The organism is Proteiniclasticum sp. C24MP (genome assembly GCF_043951855.1).
Lineage (GTDB): Bacteria > Bacillota > Clostridia > Clostridiales > Clostridiaceae > Proteiniclasticum.
In genome coordinates this window covers 1-20,360 of record NZ_JBINJW010000010.1, presented here as the reverse complement: position 1 = coordinate 20,360, position 20,360 = coordinate 1, and the positions used below count along the sequence as shown (strand labels likewise).

General features: G+C 46.2%; 13 protein-coding genes. 4 read left to right on the top strand and 9 right to left on the bottom strand.

Annotation, left to right across the window (positions count from 1 at the left end):
• Positions 1–47 precede the first annotated feature (47 nt).
• A complete protein-coding gene (locus ACHAL6_RS08655; RefSeq protein ID WP_395270109.1) occupies positions 48–4,616 on the top strand; it encodes a Cna B-type domain-containing protein in 4,569 nt (1,522 codons plus the stop codon).
• Positions 4,617–4,757: 141 nt separating this feature from the next.
• On the opposite strand, the gene ACHAL6_RS08650 is transcribed toward ACHAL6_RS08655, so the two are convergent.
• The 6 genes from ACHAL6_RS08650 to ACHAL6_RS08625 all read right to left on the bottom strand — a co-directional run bounded on the left by ACHAL6_RS08650 (position 4,758) and on the right by ACHAL6_RS08625 (position 13,527).
• Entirely contained in the window at positions 4,758–5,777 is a 1,020-nt protein-coding gene (locus ACHAL6_RS08650; protein WP_395270107.1) for a peptidyl-prolyl cis-trans isomerase, read from the bottom strand.
• 97 nt (positions 5,778–5,874) lie between these two features.
• A complete protein-coding gene (mfd, locus tag ACHAL6_RS08645; RefSeq protein ID WP_395270105.1) occupies positions 5,875–9,411 on the bottom strand; it encodes a transcription-repair coupling factor in 3,537 nt (1,178 codons plus the stop codon).
• Between the two features lie 9 nt (positions 9,412–9,420).
• Positions 9,421–9,987: an aminoacyl-tRNA hydrolase gene (gene pth, locus ACHAL6_RS08640; RefSeq protein ID WP_395270104.1), complete on the bottom strand. Its 567-nt coding sequence runs from the start codon at positions 9,985–9,987 to the stop codon at positions 9,421–9,423.
• 207 nt (positions 9,988–10,194) lie between these two features.
• Positions 10,195–11,406, bottom strand: coding sequence for a S1C family serine protease (locus tag ACHAL6_RS08635; protein ID WP_395270102.1), 1,212 nt, complete (start codon positions 11,404–11,406; stop codon positions 10,195–10,197).
• A 9-nt stretch (positions 11,407–11,415) separates the two neighbouring features.
• Complete coding sequence (locus tag ACHAL6_RS08630) at positions 11,416–12,825, bottom strand: ATP-binding protein (RefSeq protein WP_395270100.1); 1,410 nt, start codon at positions 12,823–12,825, stop codon at positions 11,416–11,418.
• 15 nt (positions 12,826–12,840) lie between these two features.
• Complete coding sequence (locus tag ACHAL6_RS08625) at positions 12,841–13,527, bottom strand: response regulator transcription factor (RefSeq protein WP_207599522.1); 687 nt, start codon at positions 13,525–13,527, stop codon at positions 12,841–12,843.
• A gap of 341 nt (positions 13,528–13,868) precedes the next feature.
• Here ACHAL6_RS08625 and ACHAL6_RS08620 point away from each other — a divergent pair, with 341 nt between their 5' ends.
• From ACHAL6_RS08620 to ACHAL6_RS08610, 3 genes are read left to right on the top strand one after another with little or no spacing between them, the layout of a single operon-like run.
• Entirely contained in the window at positions 13,869–14,801 is a 933-nt protein-coding gene (locus ACHAL6_RS08620; RefSeq protein WP_395270099.1) for an ATP-binding cassette domain-containing protein, read from the top strand.
• 11 nt (positions 14,802–14,812) lie between these two features.
• Positions 14,813–15,949, top strand: coding sequence for an ABC transporter permease (locus ACHAL6_RS08615; RefSeq protein WP_395270097.1), 1,137 nt, complete (start codon positions 14,813–14,815; stop codon positions 15,947–15,949).
• Complete coding sequence (locus tag ACHAL6_RS08610; protein ID WP_395270095.1) at positions 15,936–17,099, top strand: ABC transporter permease; 1,164 nt, start codon at positions 15,936–15,938, stop codon at positions 17,097–17,099. The genes ACHAL6_RS08615 and ACHAL6_RS08610 overlap by 14 nt, the downstream gene beginning before the upstream one ends.
• A 79-nt stretch (positions 17,100–17,178) precedes the next feature.
• Here ACHAL6_RS08610 and ACHAL6_RS08605 read toward each other — a convergent pair whose 3' ends face one another.
• The 3 genes from ACHAL6_RS08605 to spoVG all read right to left on the bottom strand — a co-directional run bounded on the left by ACHAL6_RS08605 (position 17,179) and on the right by spoVG (position 20,099).
• Positions 17,179–18,135 carry a ribose-phosphate diphosphokinase gene (locus ACHAL6_RS08605; RefSeq protein ID WP_395270093.1) on the bottom strand — a complete coding sequence of 319 codons (957 nt, stop codon included), beginning with the start codon at positions 18,133–18,135 and terminating at the stop codon, positions 17,179–17,181.
• Positions 18,136–18,147: 12 nt separating this feature from the next.
• Positions 18,148–19,521: a bifunctional UDP-N-acetylglucosamine diphosphorylase/glucosamine-1-phosphate N-acetyltransferase GlmU gene (gene glmU, locus ACHAL6_RS08600; protein ID WP_395270091.1), complete on the bottom strand. Its 1,374-nt coding sequence runs from the start codon at positions 19,519–19,521 to the stop codon at positions 18,148–18,150.
• A 278-nt stretch (positions 19,522–19,799) separates the two neighbouring features.
• Complete coding sequence (gene spoVG, locus ACHAL6_RS08595) at positions 19,800–20,099, bottom strand: septation regulator SpoVG (RefSeq protein WP_395270089.1); 300 nt, start codon at positions 20,097–20,099, stop codon at positions 19,800–19,802.
• Positions 20,100–20,360: the final 261 nt, after the last annotated feature.

Here is a 20,360-nt window from a genome sequence, read left to right as displayed (position 1 = left end):
TCATATCTGTCATATTTCGACACACTAAACAAAGGACGGTGAAAATAATGAAAGTCGGCAAAACACTTCGGTCACTCTTAAGTTTTTTCATTGCATTCGCTATGGTTTTCCCTGGTGCGGTTAAAGTCAATGCTGCGGATACCTCTTATCCATATGATGTACAGAATAACATCATTCTCGATGCAGACATCACTGGCACTTCGATCAATGACCACACTTATGCCAAAGCATTCTGGACCTACGGCTCCACTGTATATCTTATGGTTGAAAGCACCCATGATGCAGAAGCGATCGTACTGGCAAACGGAGGAAACTCTTACAGATCCACCACTTTCACTGCATTCGATCCCGGTGATACCGTGACTGTAGATAAGACTTACTATCCCAATGAGACGCAAGGAAACACCAAGGATGCTCATTTGAGTGTTTTTGAATTCCCGTTAAGCGAAATCCTGAAGCTCGGCGTAACCGGCGGCAGTTATGCTATTACCTACGAATCCGAGCAGGGTCTGGGACACTGGATCTACGGAACACTAACCATTCATATACCTAGAGCAAAAGTCGAGGTCAGCAAGACCTGGGAAAATGGTCCCATGGATGATGTTTCCATTCAGCTTTACAGAAAACTGAAAGATGCAGACGACACCACCTACGCACCTGTGGGAAATGCATTCACTTTGACAACCGAAAATCCTACAAAGACCATTTCAGATCTTGACTTCACAGATAATATAGGAAGAATCTATACCTATACCGCAAAAGAAGTCAACCTGGGAGAAGGTTACAGCTCATCAGTGGATGTGACCGGCCCGACTTTAGTTGAAGGTGTTCAAGTGTTTACCATTGCAATCAAGAATACTTATACACCACCAATGACGGACATCAAAGTAACTAAAGTATGGAAAGATGACAACGACACATCCGGAAGACCATCATCCTTAACCTACTATTTATATGCAGATGATGATCCAGTCGCTGTACGAACACAGACAGTATACAGCCCGAACTGGAATTTCACATTCGAGGATCTTCCAAAGACAAAGTATGATGGCACGCTCATCAAGTATTCCGTGAAGGAAGCTCCTGTTGATGGGTATGAAACCTCCATCGACGGACTCACCGTGACAAACGTAAGAACAGCTTTGACCGATGTGGAAGTCATGAAGCTCTGGAAAGACGGAGACGACCCATCCGGCAGACCTCCAAGCGTCACCTTCAACCTCTTTGCCAACGGAGTGAAAATCGATTCTGTTGAACTCACTTCGTTAATGAGCTGGAAACACACTTTTGAAGATCTGGATAAATATGACGAAAACGGTAAGCTCATCAAGTATACCGTAACCGAAGATGCCGTGACGGGTTATACCCCTACCATCGACGGACTGACCATCACGAACCTCCGAGTAGGAAAAGTCGACATCCCAGTAGAAAAATTCTGGATGGATGACGGATCTGAAGGAAGACCTTCCAGCGTCACAATCAATCTTCTCGCCAATGGCGAAGAAGTCGCACAGAAGGACATCACAGCAGACATGGACTGGAAGTATACCTTCTCACAAATGGACAAATATGATGATATGGGTAAACTTATTGTTTACACCATCACTGAAGATCCTGTAGAAGGATACAAGAGTGACGTGAAAGGATTCGAAGTAACGAACACGAAAACCGGAACCACCGATATCGACGTTTCAAAGATCTGGTTGGATGACAACGCCACTGGAGCAAGACCTTCAAGCGTTACAATCTATCTCCTCGCAAATGGCAACCAGGTGGATTCAATTCAGCTCACCGCTGAAGGCAGCTGGAAACATACTTTCATAGATAAACCAGCCTACGATACAGAAGGAAAAGCCATCACTTACACCATCACTGAAGGCGAGGTGCCTGGATACATCGGAACAGTAGACGGGTTCGAAGTGACCAATGTAAGAGTCGGCACAACTGAAGTATCCGTGGATAAGGTCTGGATGGATGACAATGACACCTCTTCAAGACCTGAGTTCATCACCGTCAATCTTCTTGCCAATGGCATGAAAGTGGACAGTATGGATATCACAGCGGGTATGGACTGGGAATACATCTTTGAGGATCTGGATAAATACGATGATAAGGGTAAACTCATTGTCTACACCATCACTGAAGAAGCTGTGACCGGATACAACACAAGTATTGACGGTTACACCATCACAAATGTAAGAACCGGCGAAAGAGATATACCAGTCGAAAAATTCTGGAAGGATGAAGGACCTGAAGGAAGGCCTGAATTCATCACCATCAATCTTCTTGCCAATGGCGTGAAGGTCGAAGAGGCGAAACTCACAAGCCTCATGGAGTGGAAATACACATTCATTGAAGTACCGGAATTTGACGAAAACGGAAAGAAGATCACCTACACAATCACAGAGAACAACATCGACGGATACAGCGGTAAAGTAAGCGGATTCACCATTACCAACACCAGAACCGGAGACAAAGACATTCCAGTTGAAAAGCTATGGCTGGATGGTGATGATCCTTCTGCCAGACCTTCGAGCATCACAGTAAGTCTTCTGGCAAACGGAACCGTAGTTGATACAGCAGAAATCACAAAAGAAACAGGATGGACCTACATTTTCGAAGATAAACCGATCTATGATGAAGATGGAAAGACAATCACCTACACGATCAGAGAAAAAGCCGTTGAGTACTACACAAGCTCAGTGGACGGATTCACCATCACAAACCTTAGAACCGGCGAAATCGACATCCCTGTAGAAAAAATCTGGCTTGATAACGGAACAAGAACCATAGATAAAATTACTGTTAATCTATACAAACAGGTTACAAGTCAGCCGCCAATGGAAATGAATGCTGAAATCGTCACCCCATCGGCTGTAGCGCTGGTACTAGTGGACACACTGGAACTGAACGCAGCCAATGGATGGAAAGACACCTTTACGGATCTTCCTGAATTTGACGAAAAAGGCTACCTGATCGACTACTTCCTGGAAGAAATTCCAGTGGATGGATACAGCACCTCCATCGTGGAAAACGAGGACGGAAGCTTTACCATCACAAACCTCAGAACAGGCATCACAAGCGTAAGCGGAACCAAGTCCTGGCTGGATGAGGAAGGCACAAGCATGAGACCGGAATCCATCACCGTAATTCTCATGAGAAACGGTGAAGAATACGACAGAATGGACGTCTCAGAAGTTGACGGACTATGGACATACCTCTTCGAAGACCTTCCGGAATTCGATGACAAGGGCATCGCTTATGAATACACCATAGATGAAGTATCCGTACAAGGATACGAAACATCTTATGATGGATTTGACATCTTCAACTTAAGAACAGGCATGATCGACATTCCAGTAGAAAAAATCTGGCTGGATAACGGAGAAAGAGCGATAGAAGAAATCACTGTCAATCTATACAGAAAAGTGGACATGGAAGAAGTATTGGCAGCGGATGCAGAAGAAGCTTCGGCCTCAGAATCAATGGAATTCGTGAAGGCTCTGGTACTGAATGCTGAAAACGAATGGAAAGGCACCTTTGAAGACCTTCCAGAATTCGACGATAAGGGATACCCCATCGAATACTTCCTGGAAGAAGAAGCAGTGGAAGGATATACGGGAACCATGACAATGAACGAAGACGGCAGCTATACCTTCACGAACCTCAGAACAGGCATCATCGACATCGCAGGAGAAAAGACCTGGTTTGATGCAGATGAGGAAGCAAGACCTGAATCCATCACCGTAGTTCTCATGAGAAACGGTGAAGAATACGACAGAATGGAAGTCTCAGAAGTAGAAGGACTATGGACATACCTCTTCGAAGACCTTCCAGAATTCGACGAAGAAGGAATCGAGTATCTCTATGAAATCGAAGAACTGCCTGTAGAAGGCTACAACACCTTCATCGTAGGATTCGATATCCAGAATACAAGAACCGGAATCACCAATGTGAACGGTGAAAAGACCTGGGATGATCTGTTGAACAGACCGGAAAGCATCACCATCAACCTGCTTCGAAACGGAGTGGAAATCAATGAAATGCTGGTTACGGAAGACGAAGAAGGTAAATGGCTCTACAGCTTTACAGACCTACCAGAATTCGATGAAGACGGCATCCCATACACCTACACCGTAACAGAGGAAACCCTTTCAGGTTACGAGCCTACCGTAGAAGGCTACAACATCATGAACAGACAGCTTAGAGGAACCCTGCGTATCGTGAAGATAGATGACTTCGACATCCCAGTGGAAGACGTGATCTTTGAAATCGAAGATGAAGACGGCGTACTCATCGACACAGTTTCCACTGATGAAGATGGGATCGCAGAGATCGTATTACCTCTTGGAACCTATACGGTAAGAGAGATCTACGCTCCAGAAGACTACATCATGGACGATGAGGAAAAGACAGTCACCCTCGATGAAGACGGTGAAACAGTAGAACTCACTGTTGTGAATATACTGGAAATCGAAGAAGTGGAACCACTTCCACTACCTAAACCAACACTACCAAAGACCGGTGCACAGAGCAGCTTCATCTGGTACGGATTCGGCGCTATGCTTGCACTTGCAGGATTCACACTACTCAGGAAGAAAAAGACTTCCATCTAGTGTAAATCAAACTGAACAGAATCAAAGGGGCTGCGTGAGCAGCCCCTATTCTTTCTGTCAAAACTGAATAAGCGAGATAATCATCACGAGAAAAACTGCCTGCCAGCGGAGAACCCGCTGACAGGCAGTGCATTTTCATCATTATCTGATTTTATCTTCGTAGATCTTGACGTTGTATTCTTCTTTCCACTCTTCCATGGAGGCAGCATACTTCTCGTTCTTCAATTCTGTCTGAAGATTGGAGGAGATGGCAACTTCCACTTCTTCAAGGGACTGCTGTACAGCTTCCTTCTGAACGGTATCCACCTTGATGATATGGTATCCTGCTGAGGATTTCACCACATCGGAAATCTCATTTTCTTCAAGGACTTTCACATGGTCCATGAAGTCAGCATAAAGCTCCTGATTGTCATAAGCATAGTACCCAAGAAGACCGCCCGCTTCTGCAGACATATCGTTTCCGAACTCTTCTGCTGCTTCCGCAAAATCTTTTCCGTCTTCCTTGATCATCTTCAGCACTTCTTCCGCTTCCGCTTTGGCGGCGTCATCGGTTCCGAAATAGATATGATAGATGTTTGCTCCAGCCGGAGTCATGAAAGCCGCCTTGTTTTCTTCATAGTAGGCTTTGATGTCTTCCTCTGTCACTGTCACATCTTCCATGAGTTTCACATAGTAGTTCTGTCTGATCACATCTTCTTTTACGAATTCATAGTAGCTTTCTTCTGTGAATCCCGCATCTTCCAGAGCTTTTTCATAAGCGCCTTCTTCTGCCTGATAAGCTGCCTTCACCTGCTCGATTCTCTCTTCGATGGCTTTGGTGATTTCCTCGGTATCTGTTTCCATACCGGATTCCTCCACCTTCTTGTCGATGATTCTCATCTCCACAAGGCTGTTCAGAATATCCACCTTCAGCTGCTTGACGACTTCCTTGCCTTCTTCCTGCTCGAGAATGTCTTCCCCGTAGGTGACCTTCAGGCTGTCCATGTAGGATACCGCTTCCGCATCCACATCCTTCTGTGTGATTTTTTCATCGCCTACTTCCGCAAGAACTGTTCCTTCAATGGATTCAGGTGTTTCTTCTACTAGTCCGCAGCCTGCAAGCGCGATGGCTAATACAGATACAGATAGGGTTGTGAGCACTTTTTTCTTTAAACTAATCAAGTTAATTCCCTCTCTTTTTTAATCTCTTTTTCTGGTTCATATCATTATAAACTCTTTATGTTACATTTCATTGACACATTTTAATATTATATAGGCTTTAGGCCTCTTTTGCAACTGCGTCCGTCTCTATGAGCTCTTTCATGAGCTTCGTCAGGGCATCCATGGTCTGATATTTTTCCTTTTCCGTGATTTTGAACGCCACGGCAGGTTCCTTTCTCTGGAACTCCGTTCTTGCCGCATACTTCTTCAGGAATACATCCACCTTCTCCGGTGTCAGTTTCTCGGCAGATGCGAAGGTGATCAGAATATCTCTGCCGCGATCTCTCATCTCCAGCACGCCGGCACGGTTCGCATAGAACTTCAGTCTCGCGATGTCCATGAGATTGTACAGCGAGTCCGGTATATCACTGAAGCGGTCCAGAAGCTCTTCCTTGATGTCTTCATAATCCTCTTCGCTTTCCATGGAAGCGATACGCTTGTAGACCTCGATTTTATGCATCTCTTCCGCAATATAGGAAGATGGAATGTAGGCGTCGATCTTCATGTCGATGGTGGTGTCCACCTTTTCTTCCATGATTTCGCCGGTGATCATCTTGATGGCGGTATCAAGCATCTTCACATAGAGGTCATATCCTACGACAGACATCTGGCCATGCTGCGCTTTTCCCATGAGATTTCCCGCACCTCGGATCTCCAGATCCCGCATGGCGATCTTGAATCCTGAACCAAGCTCTGTGAAATCCTTCAGTGCACGAAGTCTCTTTTCCGCAACTTCAGTGAGCACCTTATCCTTCTTGTACGTCAGATAGGCATAGGCGATTCTGTTGGTTCTGCCTACTCTGCCTCTCAGCTGATATAGCTGTGACAGTCCCAGCTTATCGGCATTGTCCACGATGATGGTGTTGACGTTCTGTATATCCATCCCCGTCTCGATGATGGTGGTGCAGATGAGCACATCGGTCATGTTCTCCATGAAGTTCTTCATGGCGTTTTCCAGCTCTCTCTCATTCATCTGACCATGGGCCACATCAAATACCACTTCCGGTACCAGCTTTGAAAGATAGCTGTGCACCACATGGATGTCATCCACTCTGTTATGCACAAAGTACACCTGGCCGTTACGCGCCTTCTCTCTTAAGATCGCATCTCTTACCAGCTGCTCGTTGAATTCCACCACATAGGTCTGAATGGGGTATCTTTCATCCGGAGGTGTCTCGATGAGCGAGATGTCCCGTATGCCAGAAAGGGACATATGAAGGGTTCTTGGAATCGGCGTTGCGGAGAGTGTAAGCACATCCACATTCTTCTTTGCGCTTTTCAGCTTTTCCTTATGGGCAACCCCGAATCGCTGCTCCTCATCCACGATGAGCAGTCCCAGATCCTTCCACTGAACACTCTTGGAGAGAATCTTGTGGGTTCCGATGAGAATGTCCACATTGCCTTCCTTGAGTTTTCTCAGCGTCTCTTTCTGCTCCTTGGGATTTCTGAATCTCGAGATCATGTCCACTTTCATGGGATAACCCTTGAATCTCTTCCGGAAGGAGTGATAGTGCTGCTCCGCCAGAATGGTGGTGGGCACAAGGACAGCAACCTGCTTTGAATCCATCACAGCCTTGAATGCCGCTCTCATGGCCACTTCCGTTTTACCGTACCCCACGTCTCCACAGAGGAGCCTGTCCATGACCTTGGCCTCTTCCATGTCCTTCTTGATTTCTTCAGAGGATTTCAGCTGATCTTCTGTTTCTTCATAGGCAAACTCATCCTCGAACTGCTTCTGCCACTCCGTATCATCGCTGAACTGGTATCCCTTCACCTTTTCTCTTTCCGCATAGAGCTTCACCAGATCTTCCGCAATTTCATCCACCGAGCGTTTGACTTTCGCCTTGGCCTTGCTCCATTCCTGACCGCCAAGCTTATTGATCTTGGGGTCTTTGCCTTCTGTGCCGATATAGCGCTGAACCATATCCAGCTGCTCCACCGGAATGAAAAGTTTATCGTTTCTGTCATACTGGATCTCAAGATAGTCTCTGATGAGACCCTGTGCTTCCAGCTGCCTGATCCCTAGAAATACACCGATCCCGTGATTCACATGAACAACGTAATCGCCTTTCTTCAGCTCCGTGAAGCTGTTGATCTTCGCAAGTCCTTTTCCTTTGTTGACTTTTTTCTTCTTCTTTCGCTTGGCTTCTCCAAAGACTTCCTTGTCTGAGATAAGCGCAAGCTTAAGATCCGGAAATTCGAACCCTCTCAGCTGATTCCCAAAAGTTATAACTACATTAGCATAATCCAGCGTGCTTAAAGTATCCTTATAGACCGATTCAATCCCTTTGTCTCTCAGGACATCCACAAGCCTTTCTCCCCTGGGACGGGTTCCCGCCAGAATCACCACTCTGTAGCCTCTTTTCTTCCGTTCCTTGATGTCACTGATGAGCATATCCAGCTGACCCTGATAGTTGTAGATGGTCATCTGGTTGAAGCTCACAAGGGATCTTGGCGGCAGAAAACGCTCCGTCTTCTGGAACTGATTCAGGGTGATGACCTGCCCGTCCCTCAGGGTATCAATGAGGAAGTCCTTGTCTATGAGCATCTTCCCCTGGCTCGGCATGATTTCGCCTCGTGCCAGAAACGCTTCATAGTCCTCCGTGAACTCCGTATAAGTGGACTCCAGCTTCCCTAAAGCGTTTGCCGTGTCATCGATGATGATCTTCCCGTTGCCGATGAAATCGAAAAACGTCGATGGTTTTTCAAAAAAGTAAGGAAGAAAAGCATCAATGCTGTCAAAGAACATCCCTTCCTTGAGATGCTCAAGGTTTGCCGCAGTGTGGCTCTTCAGCTTTTCCAGAGCTTCCTTGTCGTAGCCCTTTCTCCTGGCTTTGTCTCTGATGATGGAATCCAGCTCGTTTTTCATGGCTTCAGCACCCTTTTTCATGAGCGCCTCATCCAGAATGATCTCCTTGGCCGGGAAGATTTCAAAGGAATCCACCTGTTCTATGCTTCTCTGGGTCTCGGCGTTGAAGGTTCTGATGGAATCGATCTCGTCTCCGAAGAGCTCGATTCTATAAGGAAGCACACCATCCGGAGGAAATACGTCAAGAATCCCTCCTCGTAAGGCGAACTCACCTTTGCCTTCCACCAGTTCTGATCTTACATACCCTGAGCTGGTTAGTTTCTTAGCCAGGTCCTGAAGGTCGATTTCCATGTCCTTTTCTATTTTAAAGAAATACTCGCTGAAATAGTGAAACGGAGCATAGGTCGCTGCCAGAGCTTCAATGGTGGTCACGATGATCTTCTTTCTGTCATTCATGAGCTCTTTCATGACCTTCAGTCTCTCCCATCGGAGATCACCGGAAATGGCATCTATGTTATAGAAAACCGCTTCTTTTGCAGGAAAGTAATAGACCTCGCTCTCATAGAGAAGCAGGTCTTCATAGAGATTCTTCGCATCCATGTCTTTCGAGGCGAAAACAAACAGGCTATCCTTTTCTTTTCCGAACAGTGCAGAAATGAGGAAAGCCTTTGCCGACTCCGAAACCCCGAATACACCCACGGGATATTTCCTGTCTTTTATTCCATTTCGGAGCTCTTTGAAGGTCTGATCCTTATAGAGCTCCTGCCTTAATCCATCCAGTCTCATATATTTCACCTACTCCGCTATAAATCCGTTGTATTCACTGATGGCAGAATCGATGCCGTTTTCAAGGATGGCGATGACGGCATCTCTCGATGCACTGAGTGTCTTCTCCATCTTCTCTGCTTCCTCTTGCGAAAACTTTCCAAGCACATGCTTCACCATGTCATGTTTCGGTGCACCGACACCTACTTTGACCCTCGGGAAATTCTCCGTCGCCAGGTGAAGTATGGTGGATTTGATCCCGTTGTGGCCGCCGGCGCTTCCCTTTTTACGGATCCGGATTTTGCCCACTTCCAGGCTCACATCGTCAAAGACCACAAGGACCTCTTCCGGCGCGAGCTTGTAGAAGTCTGCCGCTTCTCTGATGCTTTCCCCCGAAAGATTCATGAACGTCTGGGGTTTCAGCAGCACCACCTTCTCGCTGCCGATTCTTCCTTCCGCGACCTTTCCTTTGAATTTATTTCTGTCAAACTGTATGCCAAGCTTCTCTGCAAGTCTGTCCATGACCATGAATCCTGCATTATGCCTTGTATGCTCGTAATCTTTCCCTGGATTGCCAAGTCCTGCAATTAGGTACATTTTTTTCTCCTCCTGAGCGTGAAAATACGAGGAATCTTCTGTTTCAGCCTGATTCCCTGTTTTCCTTATTATACTATTTAATCCCGTATTTGTTGAGTGCAAGTTCCTTCTGTCCTATGTCGACTGGTTCCGCAGCCGCTTTCCCTGTAGTCTCATAGTTTACATGAAAATAAGGGACTGTTGCAAGTCCCTTAAGTAAGTGCTCTATTAATCCACTGCAGTGCCGTACAGCGTGGCATCCACTTCGATGATTTCATCCACTCTCTGATACCTGATTTTCACCACATCGCCCACTTTTTTCGTCTTGATGTAGTCATCCAGCGTAGTGCTTGTCTCAATAGGATTTCCATCGATACTGAGAATGATGTCCGTTGGTCTCAGGCCAGCACGGTCTGCTGTTCCTTCCGGCGCGATCCTCTGTACATAGAAGCCTGTACCGATGTCGGGAATGTCCGTAATCACATCACCGAAGATGCCGATGAACGGCAGAAGCTCTTCCCCTGTATTGATGAAGGCTCTGGTGATGCTTCTGGCTTCATTGGAGGTGATGGCGGCACCAAGGCCGCTCTGAAGTCCTTCTGTGAGCCTCAGGCTGTTGATGCCCACGACTTCTCCCTCCATATTCACAAGCACCCCACCATTGTTCCCGTGATTGAGAATGGCGTCGGTTTCGATGGCATAGACCTTCACTTCCCGCTCATCATAGGTGGTGGTATGAAACGCCTTGTTCACCGTGGAGATGACACCGAATGTCACCGTACCACGATCACTTTCTCCAAAAGGATTCCCCATGGCGATGACGCTCTGGGCAGTACGAACAGTGGTGGAATCGGAGAATTTAGGTGGTCTGAGACCGATGTTCTCCACACGAATCAGTGCCACCCCGATGGTCACATCACGTCCTATCACTTCGGCCTGATAGATCCTGTCATTATCTCTGTCGGTTCTCACATAGACCGTTTCTTCCTCATTTTCCACCGCCCCGTAAGGTACAAGAATATATCCCTGCACATTCATGACCACACCCGTATAGACATTGTCATAGGCGTCTTCATAAAACAGTTCGGGATTATTTGTCACACCTACAAGTGACGTGGAAAGATTGGCGTAGACTTCTCTGATCTTTGTCCTGTCATAGAAGGAGCTTTCGAAATTATCCAGAGACTTTCTGAGCACCTGGGCAAAATCACTGTTGTCATCTATAACAAAGGCATCCGAATGAATTCTTCTAGCCACGAAAGTGGCCGTCAGAAAAGAAATGAGCACCACCAGGACCGAAAGGGATACGAACTGGAGGACTCCTCCTCTGATTCTTGATCTCTGATCCTGTCTGTATCTTATTTCTCCTGTTCTTGTCTGCTCTTTGAGAACATCCTGTTCTACTTTGTTTTCCTTATCCAGATTCTTATTCTCTTCCATATTACTCTCCTAAGTCATGCTCAGCGTGAAGGTGAACAGGACTCCCTGGCCTTTGTTTTCCACCCAGATATCTTCACCGAACTGCGTGATGATATTTCTGACAATAGGCAGCCCCAGACCCGTGGACACTTTATTGGTTCTTGACTTGTCACCTTTATAGAATCTGTCCCAGATGTACTTGATGTCCTCTTCAGGAATCGGTTCACTGTCATTGTAGACACTGACATGGACTTTCTTGGCTTTTGTTTTTGTCTGTATTCTGATATTGCCGTTGTCCGGGCAATGCTTGATGGAATTATCCACCAGATTCGTGATGACCTGAATCAGTCTGTCACGATCTCCTGCCGCATAGAGGTGATCCCCCTCCAGGGTTACATTCACCTTCAATCCCTTATCGTCAATCTTCGTCTCGAATCTTCTGATGCAGACCTTCACGATCTCATTGATATCCAGCTCCGTGAGCTTGAAAGAAAACTTTCCCGATTCCATGGCTGAAAGATCCAGCAGATCATTGACAAGTCTTGTGAGTCTCTGGATCTCGTCATAGACGATCTTCAGATAATACTTCTCCTTGTCCATAGGAATGATTCCATCCAGGATGCCTGCAATGAATCCTCTCATGGAGGTGATGGGCGATCGCAGCTCATGGGAAATGTTGGACAGAAAATCCCGCCTGTTCTTGTCCGTCTGCTCCAGAGACTCCGCCATGCTGTTGAAGGACTCGGAAAGCTGTCCGATCTCATCGGTGGATGTGACCAGCACTCTCTGGGTGACTTCGCCTTTGGAGATTTTCCTGGCAATGGTATTGAGCTCCGCCAATGGCTTAAACAGCATCCTCTGCGCGATGTAGTAGATGAGTATCACAGAAAGGAGCACCGCCGTGGCGGTGATGGTCCATATTCTTACATAGATGTCATTGAGCGGTTCTCTTATGGTCTCCAGCGGCGTATAGACGACAATGGCTCCCTGATAGCTCATGCCGGACCGCACCGGCTTTATGAATAATGACATTTCCTCATTGGTTATGGGATTCATTTCCCCGTTGATTTCAATGGAATTGCCCTCTACCAGCCGATCTCTGTCCGGAAAATTGAACCTCGTGAAAACAAGGCTGTCATAAGCCTCGTTGGTCACAAAGAAAATATATCCCGAGGCATCCACAAGGAGAATATCCCCCTTTTCCACCCCTTTGATCAGAGAAAGGTTGCGTAGCAGCTCCGTGTCATCGATTTCCTTATTCAGATACAAAGGAACACTGGGGGAGGCAAGCGCTGTTGTCTCCTCCAGATCCTCTCTGTTTTTTTCCAGAAAATAACTTTGGAACCACATGGAAAGAACAACAGCTATCAATACATAACCAATGGTCACCACCAGAGCAAAGGTGGCTACCAGTTTTGTTACTAGAGAACTGTTTTTCATGTTCGTAACCCCTTCTTATTTGACTTCAAACTTGTATCCTACGCCCCAGACAGTTTCAAGCTGCCAGTTGGGACCGCCATGAAGTTTTTCTCTCAGTCTTTTGATGTGCACATCCACTGTTCTGGAGTCTCCAGGATAGTCATATCCCCAGACCTCGCAGAGCAGCTGTTCTCGTGTGAATACTCTGTTCTTGTTGGAAGCCAGATGATAAAGAAGCTCGAACTCCTTCGGTGGCATCTTCACATCCTGACCCTTGTAGACCACATTGTAGGAATTCACATCCACGTTCAGCTCAGGGAAGTTCAGTACTTCCTTGCCGCCGCCGTCGGTGTTGAATCTTCTCATGACGGCCTTGACACGGGCAACCACTTCCTTCGGTTCAAAAGGCTTTACCATGTAGTCATCCGCACCCAGTTCAAGTCCCAGCACCTTATCAAAGGTGTCGCCTTTGGCTGTGAGCATGATGACAGGTGTTTCGTAGTCCTTTCGGATCCACTTCAGAACATCCACCCCATCAATATAGGGCAGCATGATATCAAGCAGTACAAGATCCGGTTTGTAGTCCACAAACACTTCCTGTGCCACCTTACCGTCTCCTGCCACCTTGATGTCATAGCCTGAGCTCTGCAGATACATCTTCAGCACTTCACTTATGTTCTCATCATCATCGACAATCAGAATCTTTCCTATTTTACCTTCCATTTTCTAAATCCCCTTTCTTTTACTTGGATCTTCTGTTCATCATAATTAATGAACATTACTTACTTACATGATATATGATTTTCAGACTAAAATCATATACTTAACAATTAATTCATGCAACGAGGCAATTATTAACAGATTATACTTATTATAATCTGTTAAAATTTAGAAATTCCAGTTTCCACTCTCCTTCGTGCCTGCTTATTAAACCAGAATGCATACTATAATAATGAATCCACTTCTAAATATCTTCTATAAATTCATGTGATTTTAATCCATCTGCAGATATTTTAGTCTATAATGTATGTGAAAATCCTAACAACAGGAAGGGGAACATCAATATGATCATTGAAGTGGAAAATCTTAAAAAGAGCTACGGCAAGCTCCTCGCCTTGGACAACCTGAATCTCGCCATCGAAGAAGGCGAAGTCTTCGGTCTTCTGGGTCCCAATGGATCCGGGAAGACCACAGCCATAAACTGCATCCTCTCCCTCTTGAAGTACGATGCAGGAAGCATCCGTATCTTCGGTAAGGAAATGACACCGGAATCCTATGATCTGAAAAAGGATATCGGTGTGGTCATGCAGAATGTGGCAGTCTTTCCGGAACTCACCGTGGAAGAGAACATCGACTATTTCTGCGGCCTCTATATCCCTGACCGAAAAAAGAGGAAGGAACTGGTCAATGAGGCGATTTCCTTCACCGGGCTGGATGAGTTCAGAAAGTTCATCCCGAAAAAGCTGTCGGGGGGACTGCTGCGTAGGCTGAATATCGCCTGCGGCATCGCCCACAAGCCGAAACTGATTTTTCTGGATGAACCTACCGTAGCAGTGGATCCTCAAAGCCGGAACAGAATCCTGGAAGGGATCCTGGAGCTGAACAGAAAAGGCTCCACCATTGTCTATACTTCCCATTATATGGAAGAAGTGGAAACCATCTGCTCCAGAATCATGATCATCGACAAAGGAAAGGCCATTGCCACGGGAACCAAAGAGGAACTGAAATCCATGATTCATCTGGGGAAGAAAGTGTCTTTCGAAGCAGAAAAAATCTCCGCAGATCAGATCGAACTTCTGAAAAAGCTGCCCGGTGTTCACAGCGTCGAGCAGAGTGGCCCCACCGTCCATCTCAGGTCGGAAGAGGAAGACGGTATCCTGGAGAAGACACTGGCATTTCTCAGTAATCAGAGAATCAGCTACACCAACATCTACTCTGAAATGCCTACTTTAAACGACGTATTTCTCGAAATCACAGGCAAAGAGCTTCGGGACTGAGGTGAAATGAAATGTTTGGACATATATTCAAATACCGCCTGAAGAAACTCCTGAGAACGAAGGAGATGATCTTCTGGACCCTGGCTTTCCCCATCATTCTCTCCATCTTCTTCAATCTGGCTTTCCAGAATCTGGATTCCAGTGAAGGCTTTGATCCCATTCCCACTGCAGTGGTGACGGATGATTCCTATGAGAATCACCCTTTCCTGAAAGATGTGCTGAAGGAAGTTTCCGCGGGTGAAGACCCCCTTCTCACGCTCCGTGAGGTCTCCCTTGACGAAGCCGAGTCGCTTCTGGAAGAAGGGAAGATCAGAGGCTACATCACCGCTGAAAACCCCATACGTCTTCATGTGAAGTCCTCCGGCTTTTCCCAGAACATCCTGAGACTTTTTCTGGACAATGTGAATCAGACCTTCGCCGTCATTGAAGATGTCACCGCCGCTGATCCACAATCTCTCCAGGCTGTCTTCGCAGAGCTGGAAGACACAAAGACCTATACAGCCGAAAAGGAAAAAGAGACAGCGCCACCCAGTCAGGTCCTGAACTACTTCTATTCTCTCATCGCCATGAGCTGCATGTATGGAGCATTTTTCGGAACGGACGAAGTGACGGACATTCAGGCAAACATCTCCGACAGAGCCGCCAGAATCAACGTGGCACCTGTTCATAAGCTGAAGGCTTTCATCGCCAGCTCTTCCGCTTCGTATCTGGTGCTCATGATCAATATGAGCATCCTTCTGCTGTTTCTGAGATTCGTTCTCGGCATTGATTTCGGAAGTCGTGTCCTTCTCATTGTACTGACCACCTTCGTAGGCACCATGACCGGTATCTCCTTCGGTGCATTTGTAAGCTCCCTGGTGAAAAAGGGAGAAAACCTCAAAGTGGCCATCATCATCACCGTGAGCATGACAGGGTCCTTTCTGGCAGGAATGATGTATGCGCAGATGAAATACATCGTCTATGACAAGGCACCGATTCTTGCCTATATCAACCCCGTCAACCTCATCACGGATTCCTTCTATTCCCTGTACTACTTTGAGGATCTGGGCCGCTACGTCATGAACATCCTCATTCTACTTGTCATGACCATCGTGTTCAGTCTGGGCACCTACATGGTCCTAAGGAGGCGTAAGTATGCAAGTATTTAAGGTGAGTATGAAGGTTCTCAAGAGGAACTATCCCAGCATTCTGATCTACCTCGGCATCTTTCTCGGACTTTCCCTCCTGTTCGCATCCCAAGGGAGCCGGCAGGAAGAAGAATACACCTCCTTTGAAACCGTAAAGACGCCTGTGGCCGTATTCGCAGAGGAAGATACCCCTCTTGTGAGAGGATTCGTCAAAAATCTGAGTGAAACCGCCGAAATCGTGGAGCTGAAAGACGAAGAGGATACCATCAGTGATGCCCTCTATTTCAGAATCGTGACCTACGTGATCCGTATTCCGGAAGGCTTTACGCAAAGCTTCATGCGCAGCCAAGAAATGATTCTGGAAAAGGAGACCATCTCCGGCACCTTCGGCAACACCTACACGGATCTGGCCGTGAACAGCTTCTTCAGCACGGCAGCCCTGTATCTTGCGGCAGATGAAACCCTCAGCGAAGAAGCCCTGGTGGATAAGACCGTCTCCGCCCTCAAAGAGAGAACGCCTGTCGAAGTGAAGAGTCAGAATCAGAAAGAAGAAGACGGGTATGCAAAATTCTATTTCAACTACATGTCCTATTCCCTGGTTTCCATCCTGGTTCTCGGCACAAGCCTCATCATGCTGGTCTGGAAAGATAAGGATCTCTATGCGAGAACCGAAGTGTCTCCCCTGAAGAGAAGCAGCATCAGTCTCCAGAAGTATCTGGCCCTGGGCATCTTCACCCTCCTTACCTGGTCGGTTTTAAACGGAGCCTATTTCCTGGTGAATCCTCGCAGCACGCCGGATCTTCCAACACTTCTCCATATGGGAAACTCTCTGGTCTTCTCTTTCACAGCCATGGGCATGAGTTTCCTCATCGGAACGCTCCTTAAGAGCCGAAACGCCATTTCCGCTGTCAGTAATGTGGTTTCTCTGGGACCTTCCTTCATCAGCGGTGTTTTCGTCCCTCAGGAACTTCTGGGCAGCAGTGTCCTGTCCATGGCGAAAGTGACCCCCACTTACTGGTACGTCACCGCCAACAACAGAATCTCCTCCCTCGGAAGCCTTCAGGAAGCGCAGGATCATTCCGTTTTCACTTTCATGCTCATTGTATTCGCGTTCGGTATGCTCTTTTTCATTCTTTCAGCCCTGGCCGGAAGAAAAGCGATGCATCCCTGAAGCACTGAAAAAGATAAAAGAAGGTCTGCAAGGATTCATCATCTGAACCTTGCAGACCTTCTTAAATTTTAAATGTATTCTAATCAAAAAGCTTTGACAGCGGAACATCCTCTGTGATTCTTCTGATGGCTTCCGCAAACAGAGGCGCCACGGATAAGGAGGTGAACTTATGCATATCTTCTCTCTTAGGCTGTGCAATGGTATCCAGCATAACCAGTTCCTTGATTGCACTATGATTGATTCTGTCAATGGCTGGTCCTGAAAGTACGCCATGGGTACAGGCCGCATAGACTTCCACCGCACCAAGATCCATCAGCGCATTGGCCGCATTGGAGATGGTTCCGGCGGTATCGATCATATCGTCGATGAGAATGCAGGTCTTGCCCTTGATGTCCCCTATGATGTTCATGATTTCAGACACATTGGCCTTCGGTCTTCTCTTGTCAATGATGGCCATCGGTGCATGAAGTCTTTCTGCAAGCTTTCTTGTTCTTGTGACGGAACCAAGATCAGGAGAAACCACAACCACATCGGAATTCTCCATGAATCCCTTCTTGATGAAGTAATCTGCAATGATCGGCATGCCAAGCAGGTGGTCCAGCGGAATGTTGAAATACCCCTGAATCTGTGCTGCATGAAGATCCATGGTGAGAACTCTGTCAGCACCTGCTTTGGTCAGAAGGTCAGCCACAAGCTTCGCGGTGATAGGGTCTCTGGACTTCACTTTTCGATCCTGTCTCGCATAACCATAGTATGGAATGACGGCATTGATTCTTCCAGCGGAAGCTCTCTTGAATGCATCAATCATGATGAGAAGCTCCATCAGGTTGTCATTTACAGGATTGTTGGTGGACTGGACGATGAAGACATCGCATCCTCTTACCGTTTCATTGGTTTCCACAAATATTTCACCATCTGAGAATGTGCCCACCTTATTGTCGCCAAGTTTAACGCCCAGGATGTCGGCAATCTGCTTTGCAAGTTCAGGATGCGAGTTTCCCGCAAAAACCTTGAAATTGTTGTACTGCTTAATCATTACATTATCCTCCTAATATTTACCGCTTTCTTTTCTTTTCTTGACCCAGCCTTCTTTATTCACCTGTTTCGCACGTGCAATGCCCAGACCTTCATCCGGAACGTCATCCGTGATGGTGGAGCCTGCCGCTGTGAATGCACCCTTATGGACTGTGACTGGTGCCACCAGGTTCGTATTGCATCCGATGAACGCATTATCTTCGATGACTGTCTTGAACTTGTTCTTACCGTCATAATTGACCACTACGGTACCACATCCGAAATTGACTTTGGAACCTACTTCAGCATCTCCTATATAGGTGAGATGAGATATTTTCGTTCCATTGCCGATGGAGGATTTCTTGATTTCCACAAAGTCTCCGACTTTGACTTCCTCACCGATGACCGATTCCGGTCTGATGTAGGCAAAAGGACCTACTGTAGTCTTTCTGCCGATCTGTGAAGATAGAATCACAGAGGAAGTGATACTGACTTCATCATGAATCACGGAATCCACGATTCTGGAGTTCTGATATAAAGTGACCCCGCTTCCGATGATCGTGCTGCCTTCAATGACATTGTTCGGATAGATGATGGTGTCATTGCCGATTTCAACATCTGCGCCGATGTATGTGCTGTTCGGGTCTATGAGTGTGACGCCGTTTTCCATATGGAAGTGGTTGATTCTCTTTCTGAGGATTGCTTCCGCTTCGGCTAGCTGCACTCTTGAATTGACGCCTCTGGTTTCATCAAACTCTGTGATGCTCGCTCCGATCTTGTGGTTTCTCATTCTCATGATCTCAATGACATCTGTCAGGTAATACTCTCCCTGCGCATTGTCATTCTTCAGAAGTTCCAGCGCTGCAAGAAGCTCCTTCACATCAAACATGTACATTCCGGCGTTGACTTCCGTAAGCAGAAGCTCCTCACTGGTGCAGTCCTTATGCTCGATGATCTTCTCCACATCATTTCCTTCTCTCTTCACACGACCATACCCTGAAGGATCTTCGATGATGGATGTCAGCAGTGTCGCGCTGTAGGCACCCTCTTCATGACTGGAAAGCATCTCCTTGACGGTTTCTTCCCGGATCAGAGGCGCATCGCCTGTGAAGATTGCCACGGTTCCTTCTTTTCCTTCCAGAAACTCTTTGGCACATAACACCGCGTGACCTGTACCAAGCTGCTCCTCCTGTACGGAGAAACTCACTTGTCTGTCTGAAGTCTTTGCCATCACCTGGTCTTTGCCCTTGCCTACGATGACATTGACATCTTCAAAACCAGCTTTCCTCATGATGTCAATCACATGATTGACCATTTCCTTGCCGCAGACTTTATGAAGGACCTTGGAAGTAGCTGATTTCATGCGCTTTCCTTCTCCTGCAGCCAGAATTAATGCATATTTACCCATATTTCACCTCAATTAATATTCACCGACATGACAATGAGCTTTCGACACGTCTGTGCCAAAAGCCTTTGATTTTCTATTTAATTATAGTTTAGGTTCCTCTTTATTTCAACCGATTGCAACGGTTATTGCACTTTCACCGAAGTAAAATACACTTAAAATTCAAATTCACCTGATTCACTGACAAAAGAGAGGTATTTGCACCTGTTCCTTTAGAATCTATTAATCGTGTAATGGGACGAAAAAATAACCCACACTCACGAGGGTTATTTTTTCTCACCTTAATCTACTGCTATGGGTTCATGGACAATGGGCTCTTCTTCTTCTGATCTTACTTTCTCGTATTCTGACAGAATAGAAGTCTGCAGGTTCTCTCTGGTCTGGGTGTTGATCGGATGTGCAATATCCTTAAACTCTCCATCAGGAGTCTTTCTTGACGGCATTGCAATGAACAGGCCATTCTGTCCCTCGATCACCTTGATGTCATGAACTACGAATTCATTATCAAAGGTGACAGAAACAATCGCCTTCATTTTACCGTCTGTTGCAATTTTTCTGATTCTTACGTCTGTAATGTTCATGTAAACCTCCTTCATTTGTCTAATGCTTGAATGTCCTTCAAATTCATTTTGAAAATTCAGAATTTAAGGATTACAATTAAATTATAAACTGTAACTGATTACATTATCAATCAAAATCAGAAAATTTCTTTAATTATAAGAAACATTCTGCAAAATACCACCCTATTTTATCAATATCATTATTTCTGTTACTATTTATTGCGACTGTTATAACAATCTTTTGTATATTCAGTTTCTAGTCAATCTCTACATTATGATGTT

Bases quoted from the DNA above. Each gene is read 5' to 3' on its own strand.
- pth (WP_395270104.1), bottom strand. From the start codon at position 9,987: ATGTACCTAATTGCAGGACTTGGCAATCCAGGGAAAGATTACGAGCAT.
- ACHAL6_RS08605 (WP_395270093.1), bottom strand. From the start codon at position 18,135: ATGATTAAGCAGTACAACAATTTCAAGGTTTTTGCGGGAAACTCGCAT.
- ACHAL6_RS08620 (WP_395270099.1), top strand. From the start codon at position 13,869: ATGATCATTGAAGTGGAAAATCTTAAAAAGAGCTACGGCAAGCTCCTC.
- glmU (WP_395270091.1), bottom strand. From the start codon at position 19,521: ATGGGTAAATATGCATTAATTCTGGCTGCAGGAGAAGGAAAGCGCATG.
- ACHAL6_RS08615 (WP_395270097.1), top strand. From the start codon at position 14,813: ATGTTTGGACATATATTCAAATACCGCCTGAAGAAACTCCTGAGAACG.
- ACHAL6_RS08655 (WP_395270109.1), top strand. From the start codon at position 48: ATGAAAGTCGGCAAAACACTTCGGTCACTCTTAAGTTTTTTCATTGCA.
- ACHAL6_RS08635 (WP_395270102.1), bottom strand. From the start codon at position 11,406: ATGGAAGAGAATAAGAATCTGGATAAGGAAAACAAAGTAGAACAGGAT.
- ACHAL6_RS08625 (WP_207599522.1), bottom strand. From the start codon at position 13,527: ATGGAAGGTAAAATAGGAAAGATTCTGATTGTCGATGATGATGAGAAC.
- ACHAL6_RS08610 (WP_395270095.1), top strand. From the start codon at position 15,936: ATGCAAGTATTTAAGGTGAGTATGAAGGTTCTCAAGAGGAACTATCCC.
- spoVG (WP_395270089.1), bottom strand. From the start codon at position 20,099: ATGAACATTACAGACGTAAGAATCAGAAAAATTGCAACAGACGGTAAA.
- mfd (WP_395270105.1), bottom strand. From the start codon at position 9,411: ATGAGACTGGATGGATTAAGGCAGGAGCTCTATAAGGATCAGACCTTC.
- ACHAL6_RS08630 (WP_395270100.1), bottom strand. From the start codon at position 12,825: ATGAAAAACAGTTCTCTAGTAACAAAACTGGTAGCCACCTTTGCTCTG.